This is a genomic window from Pseudomonas sp. JAI115, from assembly GCF_014200835.1.
GTDB classification, from domain to species: Bacteria; Pseudomonadota; Gammaproteobacteria; order Pseudomonadales; family Pseudomonadaceae; genus Aquipseudomonas; species Aquipseudomonas putida_A.
The window spans coordinates 707,994-727,859 of sequence record NZ_JACHCY010000001.1; the positions used below are offsets into that span (position 1 = coordinate 707,994).

Consider the following 19,866-nt stretch of genomic DNA (forward strand, 5'->3'; position numbering starts at 1 on the left):
CGCCTCGATAACAACAAGCAGAGGTGGACCATGGTCTGGCAGCAAATTTACGACCCGTTCGGCAACCCGTTGATCTCCACGCTCATGGCTGCAGTGCCGGTGGTGGTGATGCTCGCGGCGCTGGCGTTCTTTCACGTCAAGGCGCATCTGGCCGCCCTGTTGGCGTTGGCGTCGGCCCTGCTCATCTCGATCTTCGCCTTCGGTATGCCGGCGAGCATGGCCGGCTCAGCCGCGCTGTTCGGCGCGGCCAATGGCTTGCTGCCGATCGGCTGGATCGTGCTCAACATCATCTTTCTGCATCGCCTGACCACCGAGAACGGCTCATTCAAAGTGCTGCAGGACTCCCTCGCGCGGATCACCGATGACCGGCGTTTGCAGTTGCTGCTGATCGCCTTCTGCTTCGGCGCGTTTTTCGAAGGCGCGGCCGGGTTCGGCACGCCGGTGGCGGTGACCGGGGCGATTCTGATCGGCCTCGGTTTTTCGCCGTTGGCCGCCTCGGGGCTGGCGCTGATTGCCAACACCGCACCGGTGGCGTTCGGCGCCCTCGGCACGCCGATCATCACCTTGGCCAAGGTCACCGGGCTGGACGAGATGGAGCTGTCGATGATGGTCGGTCGGCAGCTGCCGTTTTTCTCGGTGCTGGTACCGTTCTGGCTGATCTGGGCGTTTGCCGGGTGGCGCAAGATGCTGGAGATCTGGCCGGCGATTCTGGTGGCCGGGGTCAGCTTCGCGGTGCCGCAATTCCTCGTGTCGAACTTCCACGGGCCGATGCTGGTGGACGTGATCGCCGCACTGATTTCCATGGCCTGCCTGACCCTGTTTCTGCGGGTCTGGAAACCGGCGACGGTGTACACCTCGGCCGCCCTGTCCGGGCGGGTCGACAACTCCCGGGTCGAGGAAGAAAAAGTCACTGCCAGCGCCGCCTTCCGCGATCAGGCGCGCCCGGCGGTGATGCGTGCGTGGATGCCGTGGATCATCCTCACGGTGTTCGTGTTTGCCTGGGGCACCCAGGGCTTCAAGAACATCTTCGACGTGCGCCCGGCGCTGGATCCGGTAACCCATTCGGTGAAACTTGATGCGCAAGGCAAACCGCTGAATGAGGCCAATCCGATTTTCTCGCCGGCGCTGACCTTTACCACCCTGCACCTGCAAGTGCAGAAAGTCCCGCCGGTGGTGCCGGCGCCGAAAGCCGAAGAGGCGATCTACAAGTTCACCTGGTTCACTGCCACCGGCAGCGGCATCCTGCTGGCGGCGATTGTCGGCGGGCTGCTGATGGGCTATTCGATCCCGCAACTGATCAAGCAATACCTGCGCACGTTGTGGGTGGTGCGCTTTTCGCTGATCACCATTGCGGCGATGCTGGCGCTGGGGTTCCTCACGCGTTATTCCGGACTGGACGCCACCATGGGTCTGGCGTTTGCCGCGACCGGGGTGTTCTACCCGATGTTCGGCACCCTGCTCGGCTGGCTCGGCGTCGCGTTGACCGGTTCGGATACGGCCTCGAACGTGCTGTTCGGCGGACTGCAACGAGTGACCTCGGAACAGCTCGGCATCAGCCCGGTGCTGATGGCAGCGGCCAACAGTTCTGGCGGGGTGATGGGCAAGATGGTCGATGCGCAATCGATCGTGGTCGCCTCCACCGCGACCCGCTGGTATGGGCATGAGGGCGAGATTCTGCGCTACGTGTTCTTCCACTCGATCGTGCTGGCCATCCTGGTGGGCGGGCTGGTGACATTGCAGGCGTATGTGGCGCCGTTTACGCACATGGTGGTTGGCGGGAATTGATCACAAACCCTGTGGGAGCGGGCTTGCCCGCGATGGCGGTGTGTCATTTAAGCGAAAGGCTGACTGACACGACCTCATCGCTGGCAAGCCAGCTCCCACAAGGTTAAGCATTGCCCAGCCAATTGATGAGCCATGCGCATAACTCTATAGCGCAAATCCGCAAAAACCTTTTCCCCTCCGCGCAGGTCATTCCAAGAACGAGACCGGTAAACATGCCGGCGCGCCCGTTTGGGCCCTTCAATCCCTGCCGTCCTGATTAAGCCAGAGAGGAATCGAAGCATGACGATTTCCCGACGAAGATTCCTGATCCTCGGCGCGGTGACCGCCACCGCGTTTGCAATGCCCCCCTTCATTAGCCTCAAGGCCTACGCGGCCAGTCTGGAGCAACCCGCCATGGCCAAACTGACGATCAACGTCAACGGTAAACCCCAAGCCCTTGAGGTGGACAACCGCACCACCCTGCTCGACGCCCTGCGCGAGCACCTGCACCTGACCGGCAGCAAAAAAGGCTGCGACCACGGCCAGTGCGGCGCCTGCACCGTCATCGCCAACGGCCGCCGGATCAACTCCTGCCTGACGCTTGCGGTGATGCATGAAGGCAGCGAGATCACCACCATCGAAGGCCTGGGCATGCCCGACAACCTGCACCCGATGCAGGCCGCGTTCATCAAGCATGACGGCTACCAGTGCGGCTATTGCACGCCGGGGCAGATCTGTTCGGCGGTGGCGGTGCTCAAGGAAATCCGCGAGGGCATTCCCAGCCACGTCAGCCCGAGCCTGACCGAAGCCCCGCAACTGATCGCCAGCGAATTCCAGGAACGCATGAGCGGCAACATCTGCCGCTGCGGCGCCTACTCGAACATCATCGAAGCCATCACTGAAGTCGCGCAGGTGCCAGCATGAGAGCGTTCAATTACAGCCGCGCCGATTCCCCCGCCGCAGCCGCAACGCTGGCGGCGCAGATTGAAGGCGCGAAGTTCATCGCCGGTGGCACCAACCTGCTGGATCTGATGAAACTCGACATCGAAACCCCGTTGCACCTGATCGACGTCAACCACCTGGGCCTCGATCAAATCGAAGCTACACCTGAAGGCGGATTGCGCATCGGCGCGCTGGTGCGCAACACCGATCTGGCCGCTGACAGCCGCGTGCGCAAGGATTACGCGTTGCTCTCCCGCGCCCTGCTCGCCGGGGCCTCGGGCCAGTTGCGCAACATGGCGAGCACCGCCGGCAACCTGCTGCAACGCACCCGCTGCCCGTACTTCTACGACGTCAATCAGGCCTGCAACAAACGCCAGCCCGGCAGCGGCTGCGCGGCGATTGGCGGGGTCAGTCGGCAATTGGGGCTGATCGGCGTCAGCGACGCCTGCATCGCGACCCACCCCAGTGACATGGCGATTGCCATGCGCGCCCTCGATGCGCAGGTTGAAACGGTGAAGCCGGACGGCAGCACACGCAGCATCGCCATCGCCGATTTCCATCAACTGCCAGGCAATACGCCGAACATCGAAACCAGCCTCACGCCCGGCGAGTTCATCACTTCGGTAACCCTGCCGGCCCCGGTTGGCGGCACGCACATTTATCACAAGGTGCGCGATCGCTCGTCGTACGCTTTCGCGCTGGTGTCGGTCGGTCTGATCCTGCAAAAGGACGGCAGCGGCCGTGTGGCGGTCGGCGGTATTGCGCCGAAACCGTGGCGGGTCGAAGACGCCGACGCGTTGCTGCCCAAAGGCGCAAAAGCCGTCAGCGAACGCTTGCTCGACGGTGCCACGCCAACCCACGACAACCAATTCAAACTGACCCTGGTCGAGCGCACGCTCGGCTCGGTGTTGGCGCAAGCGAGGGATGAAGCATGAAGTTCGACACGCCCGCCACCACCAACCCGATTGACCAGCTCAAGGTCGTCGGCAAACCCACCGACCGCATCGAAGGCCCGCTGAAAACCAGTGGCCAAGCGCCCTACGCTTACGAGCAACATCAGGCCGTGGCGAATCAGGCTTACGGTTTCATGGTCGGCTCGGCCATCGCCAAGGGCCGCATCAGCCACATCGATCTCGACGCTGCACAAGCCGCGCCCGGCGTGCTGGCGATCGTCACCGCCGCCAATGCCGGCAAGCTCGGCAAAGGCCAATACAACTCGGCGCCGCTGCTCGCCGGGCCCGAGGTACAGCACTATCATCAAGCCGTAGCGCTGGTGGTCGCCGAGACCTTCGAACAGGCCCGCGCCGCAGCGCAACTGGTCAAGGTCGATTACGTCGCGGCCAAAGGCGAGTTCGAGTTGGCCAACGTGCGCGACCAGGGTGTCGAAGACGACGAATTGCCCGACGTCACCCACGGCGATTTCGACAAGGCCTTCGCCGCCGCGCCGGTGCAGTTCGACCAGACCTACACCACTCCCGATCAGTCCCACGCGATGATGGAACCGCACGCGACCCTGGCCGCGTGGAAAGGTGATCATCTGACCTTGTGGACCTCCAACCAGATGATCGCCTGGAGCGTCGGCGACGTCGCCACGACCCTTGGCCTGCCCAAGGAAAACGTGCGCCTGATCTCGCCGTACATTGGCGGCGGCTTCGGCGGCAAACTGTTCATTCGTGCCGACGCAATCCTCGCCGCCCTCGGTGCGCGCCTGGCCAACCGCCCGGTGAAAGTCGCCCTCGCCCGCCCGCAAATGGCCAACAACACCACCCACCGCCCGGCCACGATCCAGCGCATTCGGATGGGCGCGACGACGGACGGCAAGCTCAGCGCCATCGCTCACGAAGGCTGGTCGGGCAACCTCAAGGACGGCAAGGTCGAAGTCGCCGCGCAGCCGAGCCAGTTGCTTTATGCCGGGGAAAACCGCCGGGTGACCATGCGCCGGGCGCCACTGGATCTGCCCGAGGGCAATTCCATGCGCGCGCCGGGTGAAGCGCCGGGGCTGATGGCGCTGGAAATCGCCATGGACGAAATGGCCGAACAGCTCAAGCTCGACCCGGTGCAGTTCCGCATCCTCAATGACACCCAGGTCGACCCGGTGAAAACCGAGCGTCCGTTTTCCCAGCGACGCCTGATCGAATGCTTGCAGACCGGTGCCGAGAAATTCGGCTGGAACCAGCGCAATGCTACTCCCGGCAGCCGTCGCGAAGGACGCTGGCTGATCGGCATGGGCGTCGCCGCCGCGTTTCGCAACAACCTGCTGCTCAAATCCGGCGCGCGGGTGCGGCTGGAGCGCGACGGCAAGGTCACGGTGGAAACCGACATGACCGACATCGGCACCGGCAGCTACACAATCATCGCCCAGACCGCGGCCGAGATGATGGGCGTGGACCTGGCGGACGTCAGCGTGCATCTGGGGGATTCGACCTTCCCGGTATCGTCCGGCTCCGGTGGCCAGTTCGGCGGCAACTGCTCGACTGCCGGGGTGTATGCCGCGTGCATGAAACTGCGCGAAGCGGTGGCGACGAAGCTGGGCATGAGCGGTAGTGACGTCGAGTTCGCCGACGGTCAGGTGCGCGCCGGCGGCAAGACCCTGCCGCTGCGTGATGCGGCAAAAGATGGCGTGGTCGAGGCCGAGGACAGCATCGAGTTCGCCGACCTCGCCAAGCAGTATCAGCAATCGACTTTCGGTGCGCATTTCGTGGAGGTTGCGGTGGATGCAGCGACCGGCGAAGTCCGCGTGCGGCGCATGCTCGCGGTGTGCGCGGCGGGACGGATTCTCAACCCGAAAGCCGCGCGCAGCCAGGTGATCGGCGCGATGACCATGGGCGTCGGTGCGGCGCTGATGGAAGAGCTGGCGGTGGACAAACGGCTGGGCTTTTTCGTCAATCATGACCTGGCCGGATACGAGGTGCCGGTGCATGCCGACATCCCCCATCAGGAGGTGATTTTCCTCGATGAGACCGATCCGATTTCATCGCCGATGAAAGCCAAGGGTGTGGGGGAGCTGGGGATTTGCGGCGTGAGCGCAGCGGTAGCAAATGCGATCTACAACGCCACCGGGGCGCGGGTGCGTGAGTATCCGATTACGCTGGACAAGATCCTCGATTCGTTGCCGGAGATGACCTGAGCAACCTGGAAAAGCCCCTCACCCTAACCCTCTCCCAAAGGGAGAGGGGACTGACCGAGTTGTCTTATGCGATGCGCCGACATGAGAGATCGCGTCGATTATGGACTCAGCGTAGTGCTCACAGACATCCCCAATCGGCCCCCTCTCCCTCCGGGAGAGGGCTGGGGGGAGGGAACCGCGTGACTCGGATCGCAAATACTGCTCAGCACTCACCTGCTCCATCCACTCCACCACTTCACCGTCCAGCACTTCGGCAATCGCAATGTGCGTCATCGCCGTGGTCGGCGCGGCGCCATGCCAGTGCTTCACCTGCGGCGCGATCCACACCGTATCGCCGGGACGGATCTGTCGAACCGGCTGACCCCACTCCTGCACAAAACCTGAACCGGCGGTGACGATCAGCGTCTGACCCAACGGATGGCTGTGCCACGCCGTGCGTGCGCCGGGCTCGAAGGTCACCGTGGCGCCGCTGACACGCGCGGCATCGCTGCCCTTGAACGGCGCGTCAACACGCACAGTGCCGGTGAACCAGTCTGCCGGGCCTTGGGCCGAGGGTTGCGAGCCGTTGGGAGTAACAATGACGCGCGGGGATTCGTTGGCCTGGGCCTCACCCGCCAGTAAGGACAGGGTCAGTGCAGAAGCGGCAATCGGGTTCATGGCGATGGTCTCCGGTGATCAATAGCCGCACTTTAGCGAGCCGTACTCTTTAGATAATCGACTAGAATTCGAAAAAACTTATGCAGGACACTCATCAATGCTTCGAGAAAACGCCAGTGACCTGCTCGCCTTCCTCGCCGTGGCCCGCGAGCGCAGCTTCACCAAAGCCGCGGCCAGACTCGGCGTCTCGCAATCGGCGCTCAGCCATACCATCCGCGCCCTTGAAGCGCGCCTGGGCCTGCGCCTGCTGACCCGCACCACGCGCAGCGTCTCACCCACCGAGGCTGGCGAACATTTACTGCAGACCATCGGCCCGCGCTTCGAAGAGATCGAACAGGAACTGGCGGCCCTGAGCAACCTGCGCGAAACCCCGGCCGGCCGGATCCGCATCAGTGCCACCGACCATTCGCTGAACTGGCTGTTGCGACCGGTGCTCAAGGAATTCCTGCCCCAATACCCGGACATCGCCGTCGAGGTGATCTGCGATTACGGTTTCGTCGACATCGCCGGACAAGGCTTCGACGCCGGCATTCGGCTGGGCGAAGACGTGGCCCAAGGCATGATCGCCACCCGCATCGGCCCCGACATGCGCATGGCGGTGGTCGGCTCGCCGGCCTATTTCGCCAACCGTACACACCCGCAAACGCCAAGAGACTTGACTGACCACGCCTGCAACAACCTGCGTCTGCCCACCAACGGCGGGCTGTACACCTGGGAATTCGAGAAGGGTGACGAAAGCCTCAAGGTACGAGTGTCCGGGCAAGTCACGCTGAATGGCGTCTACCCGCTACTCGACGCCGCAGTCGACGGTTTCGGCCTCAGCTACATTCCGGAAAACATCGTCGCGCCGTATCTGGCCGACGGGCGTCTGGTGCAAGTGCTGGCAGACTGGTGCCCGACGTTTGCCGGTTATCATCTGTATTACCCGAGCCGACGGCAGGCGGCGCCGGCGTTTGCTCTGTTGGTGGAGGCGTTGCGTTATCGCGGTTGACCGCCTACCCCAGCAGCGCAATCAACTGATGCCGCTGCGCATCGGTGAGCATCGGCCCGAATCCGGCGCCAGCGTTGTCGGCCATGTAGCGCGGATTGCCGGTGCCGGGAATCACGCAAGTCACCGCCGGGTGCGACAGCAAAAACTTCAGCGCCAGTTGCGGCCAGCTGTTGACCTGCACGTCCGAGACCCAGGCCGGCAACGGCTTGACCTTGAGACGGGCGAGCAACCCGCCGCCGCCAAAAGGCCGATTGCAGATCACCGCCACCCCGCGTTCACGGCACAGCGGCAGAATGCGTTTCTCCACGCCACGGTCATCGAGGGCGTAGTTGATTTGCAAAAAATCCAGTTGTTCGGCCTTGAGCACTGCTTCGACTTCATCGTAGGCCGACGGCGTGTAATGGGTGATGCCGATGTAGCGAATGCGCCCCTGTTCTTTCCATTCGCGCAGGATTGGCAGATGGCTCTGCCAGTCCAGCAGATTGTGGATCTGCATCAGGTCGATGCGTTCGGTGCGCAGCAGACGGAAGGATTCCTCCATCTGCGCGATACCTTCCTTGCGCCCTCGGGTCCAGACCTTTGTCGCCAGAAACGCGGGTGAACGCGGTTCGTGAATCGATAGCAGCTCGCCAGTAGTTTGCTCGGCGCGGCGATACATCGGCGAGCTGTCGATCAACGTGCCACCCTTTTTGAACAGCTCGTCGAGCACTGCTGGCAATAGCTTATAAGCCGGATCGCCGGGGGCAACGTCAAAGCCGCGATAAGTGCCCACGCCCACTATGGGCAACAGCTCGGAGCTGGAAGGGATGGCGCGGGTCTGCATGGTCTGGTCTCCTGACTGGCTCGGCGAAGTGGCAGTCGGCGTGATGGCAGTGGCCAACGCCCGGTCAAAGGTCAGGACCGCCGAAACCCCGGCAGCCAGCGTGAGCAAGCGGCGCCGGGAACAACCCTCAGTGTGGCTCATGCGGGTTCCCCTGCTGCGTGAATCTGTTGCACCTTGTGTGCGACGACGGCCAGCCGGATTCGCTGGACTACACTGCGACTGCGAACACCCGCGCCCCGTTAAAGTTAGTCGAATGTCCAGAAAACTGATGTCACTCGTCGCCTTGCTCATCGCCCTCTACCTGTTGCTGTGCGGGGCGCTGTTCATTTTTCAGCGCTCGCTGATCTATTTCCCCCAGCCTGACAACGCCGTGACTACGGAAGATTCGCGGCTGAAACTGGCGATGCCGGAGGCCGATGTGTGGGTGACCACGCGCGCGCATGCCGGGCCAAAAGCGCTGATCTACTTTGGCGGCAATGCCGAAGATGTGTCGCGCAATCTGCCGTCGTTCAGCGAGGCTTTTCCCGACTACGCGGTGTTTTTGCTGAACTACCGGGGCTTCGGTGGCAGCGGCGGCTCACCTTCGGAAGAAGCGATTGCCGAAGATGCGCTGGCGCTGTTTGATCAGGTGTACGCCAGCCATCCGCAGATTGCCGTGATCGGCCGCAGCCTGGGATCGGGGGTGGCGGTGCGGCTGGCGAGTCAGCGTCCGGCGACCAGATTGATTCTGGTGACGCCGTACAACAGCCTCGAAGAAATTGCCGTCCGCCAATACCCGTGGTTTCCGGTCAAATGGTTGCTCAAGGATCGCTTCGAGTCGGGCCGCTATGCCGCGCACATTCGCGTGCCGACGTTGCTGTTGGCGGCCAGCGATGACGAAGTGATTCCACGAGACAGCACGCAGCGGCTGCTGACGCATTTCCCCAAAGGCGTGGCGACGCTGCGCGTGGTGCCGGATTCGGGGCACAACTCGATTTCCGAGCGGGTGCAGTATCTGCAGTGGATGCAGGAAGTGCTTGATCGCTGATAGCCGATTATTGCGTTGGCTGAACTGGCCCCTTCGCGAGCAGGCTCGCTCCCACCTTAATAATGCAATCCCCTGTGGGAGCGGGCTTGCTCGCGAAGGCGCCAGTGCGAACAACACAAAATCCAAGGATCGCCCTCCCCTTCATCACCCACCAAAAAAGCCAGATGGCCAGCATGAACCAAGTGCAAAAAGCCCAGTCCTAGTGGCGCCGTATTCCGCGGCTCCCCACTTCAGCACTGTCCTTTTCCCTGAGTCTGCCGTCCCATGCGCCATGTCGTTCGCTCATCACGCTTCGTTTCGCTGTGCCTGCTGATCCTTGCCCCATTGTTCACCGAGACCACCCACGCCAGCGAGGAGCGGCAGCTGGTGGCCGCGATCAACGACTACCGCGCCCATCCGCAACGCTGCGACCGCCGCCCGGCCCAGCGCCTGGCGCCACTGTCGCTGAAATCGAATCTGGCGCTGCCGATCGGCTATGGCTACGGCGGTGGCTTGCGCGAGAGATTGAAATCTTCGGGGTATTCGGCGGTGGCGGTACGCAGTATCCGCATCATTGGGGCCGGGGATGCCGAGGAAGCCTTCGAACAGCTGCAAGACAGCCACTGCAGCGCACTGCTCGACGCTCAGTACGCCGACATCGGCGTCAGCCGCTCCCGTGGTGAATGGCAAGTGGTGCTGGCGCAACCGGTGCTCGACAGTCGTGTCGGCGACAACCGCAGCGTCGGCAAGGCCTTGCTTGCGCAGGTCAACGCCGCCCGGGTACGACCACGGATGTGCGGGCGCCAACGCTTTGCCGCCGCCCGCCCCCTGAGCTGGAACGCCGCGCTGGGCGCCGCCGCACAAGGCCACAGCAAAGCCATGGCCTACGGCAACTACTTCGCCCACCGCGACCCGGACGGCGATATGCCGGCAGATCGCGCGCGGGCGGCGGGTTATCGAGGTCGGCAGATCGGCGAGAATATCGCCGCCGGCCAGAGTTCACCGGGCAAGGCGATGGCCGGATGGCTGGCCAGCCCCGGCCATTGCGCCAACTTGATGAACCCGATGTTCACTCAGGTCGGTGCCGGGTTCGCCAGTGAGGCGCGCAGTGATGAAGGGGTTTACTGGACGATGGTGTTTGGCGCGCCTTGATTCGCTTGAGAGCTTTTCAGTGACGCTACTGGCCCCTTCGCGAGCAAGCCCGCTCCCACACTGGATCTGTGTTGTTCACAAATCCATGTGGAAGCGGGCTTGCTCGCGAAGAGGCCGGTACAGACACCTCAATCGCTTGCGCCGCCTCCCGGTTCAGTCCAGTTCGGTGTGATGCGAGAAGTTACAGCGCAGTAGAAACAGTTGCGCCCTTCGACAAAAAGGGCGCTGGAGTCTGGTGTAAAACGACCGGGGTTCAGACCGGAGAAATCGTCGCAAGCATTCCGATCAGAATGGTCAACGTCAGAAACCCACCGAGGAAAATCGCCATCTTGTTCATGCTGCTCTCCTTAATGTTGAGCTTGCGGTGCACCGGGCGCTTCGGGATGAAGGGCTGCCGCGGGTGACCGAATTGCCGGGCTATTCTGAGCGCCTGACTGAGCCGGTTACAGAGGCAGATCCAACAGAAAAATACGGATCAGATGCCCATCTGATCCGCTCCGGACATGATCTGGTATTCAGATCGGCACACAACGGTTCGTGATCCGCCGCTTTGAACTAGAGTGATTGCCGTCGCGCGCAGAACAATAACAATCCCAGGAGTGGTCAATGTCCGAACTGAACCTGCACCCCAACGCCGCCGAATCCCTAAAGCACTGGCACGAGATGATCCGCACCGGCAATCTCAAGGCCTTGCCCGAACTGCTCGACCCGAACGCGGTATTCCGCTCGCCCATGGCCCACTCGCCTTACCCCGGCGCGCCAGTGGTGACGATGATCCTCAACACCGTGTTCGACGTGTTTGAAGATTTCAAATATCACCGCGAACTGGTGACTGCCGATGGCTTGAATGTGGTTTTGGAGTTCAGCGCCAAGGTGGGGACGAAAGAACTGAAGGGGATCGACATGATTCGCTTCGATGAGAGCGGGAAAATTGTAGAGTTCGAGGTGATGGCGCGGCCGTTGAGCGGGTTGCAGGCCCTCGGCGAAGAGATGGGGCGGCGGCTTGGTGCGTATCTGGCAAGCGCGAAACCAAAGTAGGATCAGGCGCCACAAAAAAAGCCCACTGACCGTTACCGGTTCAGTGGGCTTTTGCGTATCTGGCGTCTAGTTACAGCGCCATGTCACGTGCAGCATTTTCCTTCGGTGCGTCAGCTTTTTCAGCTGCAGGTGCAGCCGGGGCAGCAGCCTGACCGATCACCGGTGGAGTTGGCAGTTCGAGGATCTTGGCGGTGTACGCCCACTCTTGTGCCACTTTGGCCGGATCGCTGTTCAGCTGAGTGCCGTAGCTTGGAACGATCTGGTGCAGCTTGGCCTGCCACTCAGGGGTGGCGACTTTGTCTTTGAAGACTTTCTGCAGCACGCTCAGCATGATCGGTGCAGCGGTCGACGCGCCTGGCGATGCGCCCAGCAGGCCGGCGATGGAGCCGTCTTGTGCAGCAACGATTTCGGTGCCCAGTTTCAGCACGCCGCCAGCGGCTTCATCACGCTTGATGATTTGCACGCGCTGGCCGGCTTGCCACAGACGCCAGTCTTCGGCTTTGGCGTTCGGGAAGTATTCCTTCAGCGCGTTCAGACGATCTTCATCCGACAGCATCAGTTGACCGGCCAGGTACTCGACCAGCGGGTATTCCTTGATGCCGACCTTGGTCATCGGCCAGATGTTGTGGGTGGTGGTGCTGGTCAGCAGGTCCAGGTACGAGCCTTCTTTGAGGAACTTGGTGCTGAAGGTCGCGAATGGGCCAAACAGGATGACGCGCTTGCCGTCCAGAACACGGGTGTCCAGATGCGGAACCGACATCGGCGGTGCGCCAACCGAAGCTTTACCGTAGGCCTTGGCCAGGTGCTGCTCGGCGATGGCCGGGTTATCGGTCACCAGGAACGAGCCGCCGACCGGGAAGCCAGCGTATTCCTTGGCTTCAGGAATGCCCGACTTCTGCAGCAGGTGCAGAGCGCCGCCACCAGCGCCGATGAACACGAACTTGGCGTCGGTTTCGGTCTTGGTGCCGTCTTTCAGGTTTTTGTAGCTGACGCGCCAGGTGCCGTCGGCGTTCTTGGTGATGTCTTCGACTTCACTCGACAGCTTCAGGTCGAAGTTAGGCTTGGTCTGCAGGTAACCGGCGAACTGGCGGGTGATTTCGCCGAAGTTCATGTCGGTACCCAGCGGGCTCCAGGTGGCCGCGATTTTCTGGTTCGGGTCACGCCCTTCCATCATCAGCGGGACCCACTTCTTGATCACAGCTGGGTCTTCGGAGTACTGCATGCCGGCGAACAGCGGGCTCGCTTGCAGGGCTTCGTAGCGCTTTTTCAGGAACTTGATGTTGTCATCGCCCCACACGAAGCTCATGTGCGGCGTGGTGTTGATGAACGAGCGAGGGTTCTTCAGAACGCCTTGCTGAACCTGCCAGGCCCAGAACTGACGGGACACCTGGAACGCTTCGTTGATCTCGACAGCTTTCGGGATCGTCACGTTGCCTTTGTCGTCTTCCGGGGTGTAGTTCAGCTCAGCCAGGGCCGAGTGACCGGTACCGGCGTTGTTCCAGCCATTGGAGCTTTCCAGGGCGACGCCATCGAGGCGCTCGACCATTTCCATCGACCAGCTTGGCTCCAGCTCATTGATCCACACACCCAGGGTGGTGCTCATGATGCCGCCGCCGATCAGCAGAACGTCGACTTTCTTTGCTTCTGCAGCATTGGCGGACGACATCCCCATCGCCAAAGCCAGCCCGAGCAAGGCTGTGTTCACTTTCTTAAACATCCGTTGCACCTATGATAAAACGCCTTCCGCCCGCCGCTGTTATCTGTATGCGATCCGCTTTGATGACGCTCAGGCTCGCGTCGCAGATTCCGGCACACTTCAATTTTGACGGGTGGGCACACAAGGCCGACGTACCGCATCGACCTCAGTTAATGTCCCTTCTGAACTGACTTCTTATCATTATTGGCTTCAGCTACTTGAGCGACAGGGATTCCGTCAGCCCGCCCCAAAGGCAGGCAAACCGAATAAGGTCAAACCAAGTTGGCGCGAAGAATATCACGTCAGGGCAAACCCGCGCGTCTGTTCCCGACTTGAGAGTCTTTTTCCGCTGTGGGCGTTATCGGCCGGTATGGGCTGAACATGATCCCGAAACCTGTGGTGGCTGGGCTGGCCCCATCGCGAGCAGGCTCGCTCCTACAAGGAATGGGCTGCTCGCGATGGCGGCGTTACAACCGAAACCGATCCACCGACAACGCCAACGCCCCCGCCAGACTCGACAGTTCATCGGTGGTATTGGCCGTCTGCCCGATCACTTTACTGTTGCCCTCGGACATCCCGGCGATCATTTCCACCTGATGAGCGATTTCGTTGCTGGCCTGGCTTTGCTCGCCGATGGTGCGGGTGATGTCGTTGACCAGTTGCGTGGTGCTGAGGGTGGCGTCGAGGATTTCGCGAATCGCCCGTTCGACTTCAGCCGTGACCGCCATGCCCTTGTCGACTTGGGCCACGCCGGCCTCCATGCTGCTGACCGCCTCCCGGGTGCTGTTTTGTATCCGTGCAACCATCGCGGCGATTTCCTGGGTTGAGGCACTGGTGCGTGCCGCCAGGCTGCGCACTTCGTCGGCAACCACGGCAAAGCCCCTGCCCTGCTCGCCGGCCCGCGCTGCCTCGATGGCGGCGTTGAGTGCCAGCAGGTTGGTCTGGTCGGCGATGCTCTTGATCACCTGAATGATGTTGAAGATGCCTTCGGATTCCTGATCCAGCGTACGGATCACCTGCGCCGACTGTTGCGCCGAGCGAGCGATGTCGTCCATGTCGCTGACCACCTGATGGATCACTTGCCCGCCGCTCTTGGCCAGCGACTCGGCCTGATTGGCCATGCCCAGCGCGCGTTCGGCATGACGAGTGATTTCCTCGATGCTGGCGGTCATCTGGCTCGCGGCGGCGGCCATGGTGCCGGCCGCGGCGCTTTGCTGTTGACTGCTGTCAGCGACCTGATGGCAGCCGTGGCTCAGTTGCTCGCTCATGCCGCTGACCCCATGGGCGTTGCGCCGAACGACGTCGATCATGTTGCGCAGGTCGCGCTGCATGGTCGCCAGACTGCGGATCAGCGTACTGGCCTCGTCCTTGCCGGTCGGCTCGCTGATCGGTTCGCTGAGGTTGCCGTGGGCAATGCTTTGCGCGATCTGGTTAGCGGATTTCAGCGGCCCCATGATGCTGCGGGTCACCCAACGCCCTTGCCCCAATAACAGCAACAGACTGGCGAGCAACACCACGCCGAGGGCGATGTTGGCGTTGCGAATGGCGTTTTCGGTGGCCTGGCTGGTGTCACGGGTGTTGCTTTCGATCAGTTCGCTGAGGGCCGCCATCTGCTCTTCGAGCTGACTGAAGGCCGCATTGAACGTGCCCAGCTCCCGTTGCGCGCTGTCCGGGTTGTCCAATGCCAGGCCGACAATGCGCTCGGCCGCTGCAATGTAGGTGTCCAGGCTGGGTTTTATGTGTTCCAGCGCAGACTTGATCGTCGGGTTGACCGGCAATTTGAGGTTTTCTTCCAGCACTTCGCGAAAATGCGTGGCGTGCTCGTTGATCGAGTCCCGCACCTCTGCGGCCGTGCCGGTACTTTTGCCCAGGCCGACCAGCATCGCCGAGTACACGTCGGCCCGCAGCGCGTCGTGCATCATGTCGGCTTCCATGTGATTGCGCAGCGCGGTCATGCTCACCGCGTTGTCGTTCACCGCTGCGGACATGCGCGTATTCCCCACATAGCTGACCAGACTCACGATCAGCGCCGTCAACAGACTGGTGGCAATCAGCAGCAGCAAACGCAATTTGATCGACACGGTGGGTTCCTCCCCTGAGGCGCGCCGGAATGCGCCTTTCAGGATTTCAGTTAAGCTTATTTGTGCAGATGTGCCGCTTCAGAGCGTTTCAGCAAGTATCCGCGTGTTCGGACGGAACTCCGGCAAAGGTCGCACCTCTGAGATTATGTAGTCCTTCCTTTTTGCTTCGCGCTTGTGGAGGAACATCGTCATGCGCAAGTTAGTGCTCATTTCTTCTCTCCTGCTCTGCCTCCCTGTCGGCTCGGCTCTGGCCCGTGTCGACGCCGGCGATGTCGCCACCTCGGCGGGCGTTTCCGCGTCGCTGTACTCGACCTTCAAGGATCACAAAATGGTGATCCCGGCGCGCGACGACCTGTCAGCGTTCGTCGCCAGCGGCGGGGCCATCCGCGGGGTTTATCTTGAGTCGGTACTGCAACAGGTGCGGCACGACAACCCCGGCCTCAATGCCAGAGATGAAGACCTCGCCAACGCGATTCTGGTGCATTACGAAGGCCTGAATCAGTAGTTGCCAGGGACGCAGCGGCCGATGGACGGCAGCTGAGGGCGCATAGGCAAAACCGTCTGACGGCCTCTATGATGGAGGCCATGACGACTCTTGCGCCTCCTGCGCCTTTGCGCTCACCCTGCCCGCCCGGCGCCTGCGATTGCGGGCGCGACGCGTTGCTGGAAACGCCGGGCACGGATCTGCGCATTCTGCGCCTGACCCGCGAGCAGGAAAAAATCCTCCTCTCCCGGCTGGAACAACTTAAAGACCTTGCGGACTTGCGGCATCTGCAACAGCGCATGCACGAACAGTTGGGCCTGCGGGTGGAAATCTCCCCGGGCTTTCATGAAGTGCGCAGCATGCTCGGCATCGAGATTCAGATCGAGGCGCTGCCGGGACTGTGCCGCAAGACCCGCAAGTCAATTCCGGCGGCGATTCGTCGGGGCTTGAACAACCACCCCGAAATCGCCTTCGAACTGCTCAACGCTCACGACTTGCTGCGCGACACCTGATCATTTTTTCATGCCAACCCGTTTGCGCATCTCGGCAGTGATGCTCTGGCGGGTTTTCTTCAGGTCGGCCCACGGCTCATCGCCGACTTCGTTCAGACGCTCATGGACATTGCTGATGTTCCACTGATTGCCACCCTTGATCTCCCCTACTTCTTCGCGAAACAGCGGTACCGACACCGGCAGTCCTTCACGGGTGCGCGCCGCGTAGGCACAAATGGTGGTGGCGCCCAGACCGTTGCGCAGGTAGTCGATGAAGATCCGCCCGACACGATTTTTCGGCCCGGACACCGCGGAAAAGCGTTCCGGCAACAGCTTGGCCATGTGACTGACGATCGCATGGCTGAAATCCTTGACCTCGTCCCAGCCATGCTTGCGGGTCAACGGCACCACCAGGTGAATGCCTTTGCCGCCGCTGGTCTTGAGAAACGCCTTGAGCCCCAGTTCATCCAGCACGGTCAGGGTGAGCGCCGTGGCTTCGACCATGCTTTTCCACGGCAGCGCAGGGTCTGGGTCGAGATCGAGGACGAAGCGGTCAGGCTTGTCCAGATCGACGGTGGTGGCGTTCCAGGTGTGCAACTCGACCGTGCTCATCTGCACTGCGCCGATCAAGGCCTCGGCATTGTTGATCAACATCACCGGTTGCCCGGTAACGTCCTTGTCCAGCGTGGTGATGCCGGGAATCGCCAGGCGCTCGGCGTTTTTCTGGAAGAACAGCTCGCCGGCAATGCCGTCCGGCGCCCGCACCAGCGCAACCGGGCGATCCTTGAGCTGCGGCAGGATCCACTCGGCGACGCTGGCGTAATACTCGGCCAGTTGCATCTTGGTGGCGCCGCTGACCGCATCGATCACCCGGTCGGGGTGGGTGATGCGCACCTTGCCGCTGGCCAGCCCCAGCTGGGACGGCGCCGGTTCGGCTTTCTTCGGCTCAGTGGCTTTCTTTGATTCTGCAGTTTTCTTCGTCGAGGCAGCTTTTTTCGACGGGGTGGCTTTCGCTGAAGTCTTCACGGGTTTCGCGCGCTCCTCGGTAATTGACTTGGCCGGTTTGTCATTGCGCAGCCCATGGAACACAGCGTGGCGCACCGAACCGTCCTTGGTCATTTCGGCGAATGCCACTTCTGCCAACAGATTGGGTTTGAGCCAGTGCACACCTTTGGCCTCGAAGCCGCTGGGCGGATTGACCACGGCAGCCTTCTTCACCTGCAACGGCTTGAGCTGAGCGAGGATGCTTTTCAGTGTGGTTTCGTTGAAACCGGTGCCGACCTTGCCGGCATAGCGCAACTCGCCACTGTCGCGATCATGCAGGCCCAACAACAGCGCACCGAAAGCACTGCGCGCACCTTTCGGATCGGTGTAGCCGACAACCACGAATTCCTGCCGATGCTTGCACTTGAGCTTGATCCAGTCGCTGCTGCGCCGCGACACGTAGGGCGAGCCGAGGCGTTTGCCGATCAGCCCCTCCATCTGCATCTGGCAGGCGCTGTTGAGCAGTGCGTCCGCCGTTTCATCGAAGGCTTCGGAGAAGCGCAGCAACGGCTGCTCATGCCCGCCGAGTACCGTGGACAACGCCGCGCGGCGCTCCTCGACCGGCACTTCGCGCAGGTCAACGCCGTTGAGGTAGGGCATGTCGAACAGGTAGTACATGATGCTGCCGCTGCGCCCGGCTTCGAAGGCGTTTTGCAGCGCCTGAAAGTCCGGCACACCCTGCTCGTTGGTGACCACCACTTCGCCGTCCAGCCATGCCGATTCCAGCCCCAGCTCAGCGAGGGCTTGCGCCTGTTGCGGCAGTTTGTGCGTCCAGTCGTGACCGTTGCGGGTGAAGAGTTGCACCTGGTCGTGATCGATGCGCGCCAGGATCCGGTAGCCGTCGAACTTGATCTCGTAGCTCCACTGCCCTTCGGGTGCGCTGTCGACCAGGGTCGCCAATTCCGGCTTGAGTTGCGCCGGCAGTTTGGCCTTGCGCGCACCAGTGAGTGTCCCGGATGCCGCTTTGCGCGGTTTCGCCGGGGTCTTTTTCACGGGTTTGACTTGTTCGGCGGCGAGCTTGGGTTTGCTGATCAGGGTGCGTTCGCTGAGCACGCTGTCCGGCTCGGCGCTGAGCACATCGTAATCGTCCTGCGGGCGCGCCGCACTGTCCTGATGTTTGATCAGAAACCAGTTTTCCTTCTTGCCCGGCATGTGCGTGCGCACCAGGTTCCAGATCCCGGAGAGCTTTTCGCCTTGCAGCTCGAACTTGAGTTTACCCTTGGCATAGGCCTTGGCCGGATCCTCCTGCGGAATCCATACACCGCGATCCCAGACAATTACATCTCCGGCGCCGTAATGCCCTTCGGGAATGCTGCCCTCGAACGTCGCGTAATCCAGCGGATGGTCTTCGACGTGTACCGCCAGACGCTTGACCTTGGGATCGAGTGACGGCCCCTTGGGCACCGCCCAGCTCTTCAGCGCGCCATCGAGTTCGAGGCGAAAGTCATAATGCAGGTGCGAAGCGTCGTGCTTCTGGATGCAGAACTGCAGCGCATGTTCACTGGCCTTGCTGCGGCCACGGCGTTTGACCGCGGCGGGTTCCGACGTCGCGGAAAAGTCGCGCATACGATTGTAGTCGTCGAGGTTCCTGTTCATGGCGCACCTGCCTTGTGTCAGCCAATGCGGGTCACGGTCAGCGCGACCACGGCGATCCGGTCCACGCGCTGGTAACCGGGGTTCAACAACTCTTCACCGAACACGTCGGGATCCAGCTCGCGATAGGTCCAGCCGAATCGCGTCGAATCCAGGCGCGGCACCACGGTGTCGAAAAAAGGATCGCCGCCATCGACCATCGCCACGCCGGTGTACAGCAACAAGGAGCCACCGGGTGCCAGCCGATTGAGCGCCTGCTCGACGATACGCAGCGACAATCCGGCGCCGAGCGAGCCACCGCCATGCCGATAAGCACGCCCGGCCGGGTCAGCCATGTACGGCGGGTTGGCGACGATCAAGTCGAAGTTGCCTTCGGTGCCCTGCAGCACATCACTGGCCTGCACCTCGACATTCGCGACTTCGGCCAATGCCGCGTTGATCGCAGTCAGGCGCAGCGCGGCGGGATTGATGTCGACCGCCAGCACCTGCGCTTCACGCCGTGCGCGGGCAATCAGGATGGCGCCGACGCCGGCGCCGCAGCCAATGTCCACCGCACGCTGAATCGGCGCGAAGCTCTGTTGCAGATGCGCGTGAATCAGCTGTGCAAACCGGTAAGTGTCCGGGCCGAAAAACACCGAATCGGCGGCATCGGTGGGAAAGCCGGAATGCACGAACAACAAGTCATCAAGACTCGACCAGCGCACCCGGCTTTTCAAGCGGCCGTCGTAGACGTCAATCACTCGCGCATCCTGCAACTGCCGCTGTTCATCGGCGGACAGCAAGCCAGGTTCGAACGGACGCGACCAGCCGAACACGTCGCGCAGGGTATCGGCGACCTGCCCTTCGTCACGCTGGTTTACGCGCTGATGGGTCAAGGGCGTCGGCGTGATGAAACGGTAGCCGTCAGCCTGCAAGCGCCGGCCGAGTTGTAGCAGCGTCAGGTCGTTGGCGGACAGTTGTTCTTCCTGATTCATGGG

15 protein-coding genes and 2 pseudogenes are annotated in these 19,866 nt (G+C 62.0%); 10 read left to right on the forward strand and 7 right to left on the reverse strand.

The features are described from left to right. Positions 1-30 precede the first annotated feature (30 nt). From HDC30_RS03155 to paoC, 4 genes are all read left to right on the forward strand, one after another. Positions 31-1,785 carry an L-lactate permease gene (locus HDC30_RS03155; RefSeq protein WP_183780696.1) on the forward strand — a complete coding sequence of 585 codons (1,755 nt, stop codon included), beginning with the start codon at positions 31-33 and terminating at the stop codon, positions 1,783-1,785. Positions 1,786-2,064: 279 nt separating this feature from the next. Beyond that, positions 2,065-2,688, forward strand: a complete 624-nt coding sequence (gene paoA, locus HDC30_RS03160) for an aldehyde dehydrogenase iron-sulfur subunit PaoA (protein WP_027611678.1) — start codon at positions 2,065-2,067, stop codon at positions 2,686-2,688. Then, on the forward strand, positions 2,685-3,641 hold the full coding sequence (locus HDC30_RS03165) for a xanthine dehydrogenase family protein subunit M (protein ID WP_183780699.1): 957 nt from the start codon (positions 2,685-2,687) through the stop codon (positions 3,639-3,641). The genes paoA and HDC30_RS03165 overlap by 4 nt, the downstream gene beginning before the upstream one ends. Beyond that, positions 3,638-5,833 (forward strand): aldehyde oxidoreductase molybdenum-binding subunit PaoC, encoded by a 2,196-nt coding sequence (gene paoC / locus HDC30_RS03170; protein ID WP_183780702.1) that lies wholly within the window; start codon positions 3,638-3,640, stop codon positions 5,831-5,833. Before HDC30_RS03165 ends, paoC begins: the two co-directional genes overlap by 4 nt. Before the next feature lie 195 nt (positions 5,834-6,028). Here the strand turns inward: paoC and HDC30_RS03175 are convergent. Further along, positions 6,029-6,490: pseudogene (locus HDC30_RS03175) on the reverse strand (cupin domain-containing protein); the annotation flags it as partial. Positions 6,491-6,587: 97 nt separating this feature from the next. Between HDC30_RS03175 and HDC30_RS03180 the strand changes: the two are divergent. Next, positions 6,588-7,481 carry a LysR family transcriptional regulator gene (locus HDC30_RS03180; protein WP_098964496.1) on the forward strand — a complete coding sequence of 298 codons (894 nt, stop codon included), beginning with the start codon at positions 6,588-6,590 and terminating at the stop codon, positions 7,479-7,481. A 4-nt stretch (positions 7,482-7,485) separates the two neighbouring features. On the opposite strand, the gene HDC30_RS03185 is transcribed toward HDC30_RS03180, so the two are convergent. Next, the gene (locus HDC30_RS03185) at positions 7,486-8,445 is read right to left on the reverse strand and encodes an aldo/keto reductase (protein ID WP_183780705.1); all 960 of its coding nucleotides are present in this window, start codon (positions 8,443-8,445) and stop codon (positions 7,486-7,488) included. 112 nt (positions 8,446-8,557) lie between these two features. On the opposite strand from HDC30_RS03185, the gene HDC30_RS03190 reads away from it, so the two are divergent. The 3 genes from HDC30_RS03190 (at position 8,558) to HDC30_RS03200 (ending at position 11,500) form a co-directional block, all read left to right on the forward strand. After that, complete coding sequence (locus HDC30_RS03190; RefSeq protein WP_103367699.1) at positions 8,558-9,331, forward strand: alpha/beta hydrolase; 774 nt, start codon at positions 8,558-8,560, stop codon at positions 9,329-9,331. 264 nt (positions 9,332-9,595) lie between these two features. Continuing rightward, positions 9,596-10,462, forward strand: a complete 867-nt coding sequence (locus HDC30_RS03195) for a CAP domain-containing protein (protein WP_183780708.1) — start codon at positions 9,596-9,598, stop codon at positions 10,460-10,462. 606 nt (positions 10,463-11,068) lie between these two features. Next, entirely contained in the window at positions 11,069-11,500 is a 432-nt protein-coding gene (locus HDC30_RS03200) for a nuclear transport factor 2 family protein (RefSeq protein WP_183780711.1), read from the forward strand. Between the two features lie 70 nt (positions 11,501-11,570). On the opposite strand, the gene mqo is transcribed toward HDC30_RS03200, so the two are convergent. The 3 genes and pseudogenes from mqo to HDC30_RS29415 form a co-directional block, all read right to left on the reverse strand. Further along, positions 11,571-13,217 (reverse strand): malate dehydrogenase (quinone), encoded by a 1,647-nt coding sequence (gene mqo / locus HDC30_RS03205; protein ID WP_135296124.1) that lies wholly within the window; start codon positions 13,215-13,217, stop codon positions 11,571-11,573. Between the two features lie 446 nt (positions 13,218-13,663). Then, positions 13,664-14,527: a methyl-accepting chemotaxis protein gene (locus tag HDC30_RS29410; RefSeq protein ID WP_409347901.1), complete on the reverse strand. Its 864-nt coding sequence runs from the start codon at positions 14,525-14,527 to the stop codon at positions 13,664-13,666. Beyond that, positions 14,522-15,277, reverse strand: a pseudogene (locus tag HDC30_RS29415) (MCP four helix bundle domain-containing protein); the annotation flags it as partial. The gene HDC30_RS29410 and the pseudogene HDC30_RS29415, both read right to left, overlap by 6 nt. 190 nt (positions 15,278-15,467) lie before the next feature. Here HDC30_RS29415 and HDC30_RS03215 point away from each other — a divergent pair. After that, on the forward strand, positions 15,468-15,782 hold the full coding sequence (locus HDC30_RS03215; RefSeq protein WP_183780717.1) for a DUF2388 domain-containing protein: 315 nt from the start codon (positions 15,468-15,470) through the stop codon (positions 15,780-15,782). 68 nt (positions 15,783-15,850) lie between these two features. After that, entirely contained in the window at positions 15,851-16,273 is a 423-nt protein-coding gene (locus HDC30_RS03220) for a hypothetical protein (RefSeq protein WP_096796484.1), read from the forward strand. On the opposite strand, the gene ligD is transcribed toward HDC30_RS03220, so the two are convergent. Beyond that, positions 16,274-18,892 (reverse strand): DNA ligase D, encoded by a 2,619-nt coding sequence (ligD, locus tag HDC30_RS03225; protein WP_183780720.1) that lies wholly within the window; start codon positions 18,890-18,892, stop codon positions 16,274-16,276. It abuts the gene before it with no gap. A gap of 17 nt (positions 18,893-18,909) precedes the next feature. Further along, complete coding sequence (locus HDC30_RS03230; RefSeq protein WP_183780723.1) at positions 18,910-19,863, reverse strand: class I SAM-dependent methyltransferase; 954 nt, start codon at positions 19,861-19,863, stop codon at positions 18,910-18,912. Positions 19,864-19,866 lie beyond the last annotated feature (3 nt).

Coding starts and splice junctions, on each gene's coding strand:
- HDC30_RS03190 (WP_103367699.1), top strand. CDS start 8,558: ATGTCCAGAAAACTGATGTCACTCGTCGCCTTGCTCATCGCCCTCTAC.
- HDC30_RS03200 (WP_183780711.1), top strand. CDS start 11,069: ATGTCCGAACTGAACCTGCACCCCAACGCCGCCGAATCCCTAAAGCAC.
- paoC (WP_183780702.1), top strand. CDS start 3,638: ATGAAGTTCGACACGCCCGCCACCACCAACCCGATTGACCAGCTCAAG.
- HDC30_RS29410 (WP_409347901.1), bottom strand. CDS start 14,527: ATGCAGCGCGACCTGCGCAACATGATCGACGTCGTTCGGCGCAACGCC.
- HDC30_RS03195 (WP_183780708.1), top strand. CDS start 9,596: ATGCGCCATGTCGTTCGCTCATCACGCTTCGTTTCGCTGTGCCTGCTG.
- HDC30_RS03155 (WP_183780696.1), top strand. CDS start 31: ATGGTCTGGCAGCAAATTTACGACCCGTTCGGCAACCCGTTGATCTCC.
- paoA (WP_027611678.1), top strand. CDS start 2,065: ATGACGATTTCCCGACGAAGATTCCTGATCCTCGGCGCGGTGACCGCC.
- mqo (WP_135296124.1), bottom strand. CDS start 13,217: ATGTTTAAGAAAGTGAACACAGCCTTGCTCGGGCTGGCTTTGGCGATG.
- HDC30_RS03220 (WP_096796484.1), top strand. CDS start 15,851: ATGATGGAGGCCATGACGACTCTTGCGCCTCCTGCGCCTTTGCGCTCA.
- HDC30_RS03165 (WP_183780699.1), top strand. CDS start 2,685: ATGAGAGCGTTCAATTACAGCCGCGCCGATTCCCCCGCCGCAGCCGCA.
- ligD (WP_183780720.1), bottom strand. CDS start 18,892: ATGAACAGGAACCTCGACGACTACAATCGTATGCGCGACTTTTCCGCG.
- HDC30_RS03230 (WP_183780723.1), bottom strand. CDS start 19,863: ATGAATCAGGAAGAACAACTGTCCGCCAACGACCTGACGCTGCTACAA.
- HDC30_RS03180 (WP_098964496.1), top strand. CDS start 6,588: ATGCTTCGAGAAAACGCCAGTGACCTGCTCGCCTTCCTCGCCGTGGCC.
- HDC30_RS03215 (WP_183780717.1), top strand. CDS start 15,468: ATGCGCAAGTTAGTGCTCATTTCTTCTCTCCTGCTCTGCCTCCCTGTC.
- HDC30_RS03185 (WP_183780705.1), bottom strand. CDS start 8,445: ATGAGCCACACTGAGGGTTGTTCCCGGCGCCGCTTGCTCACGCTGGCT.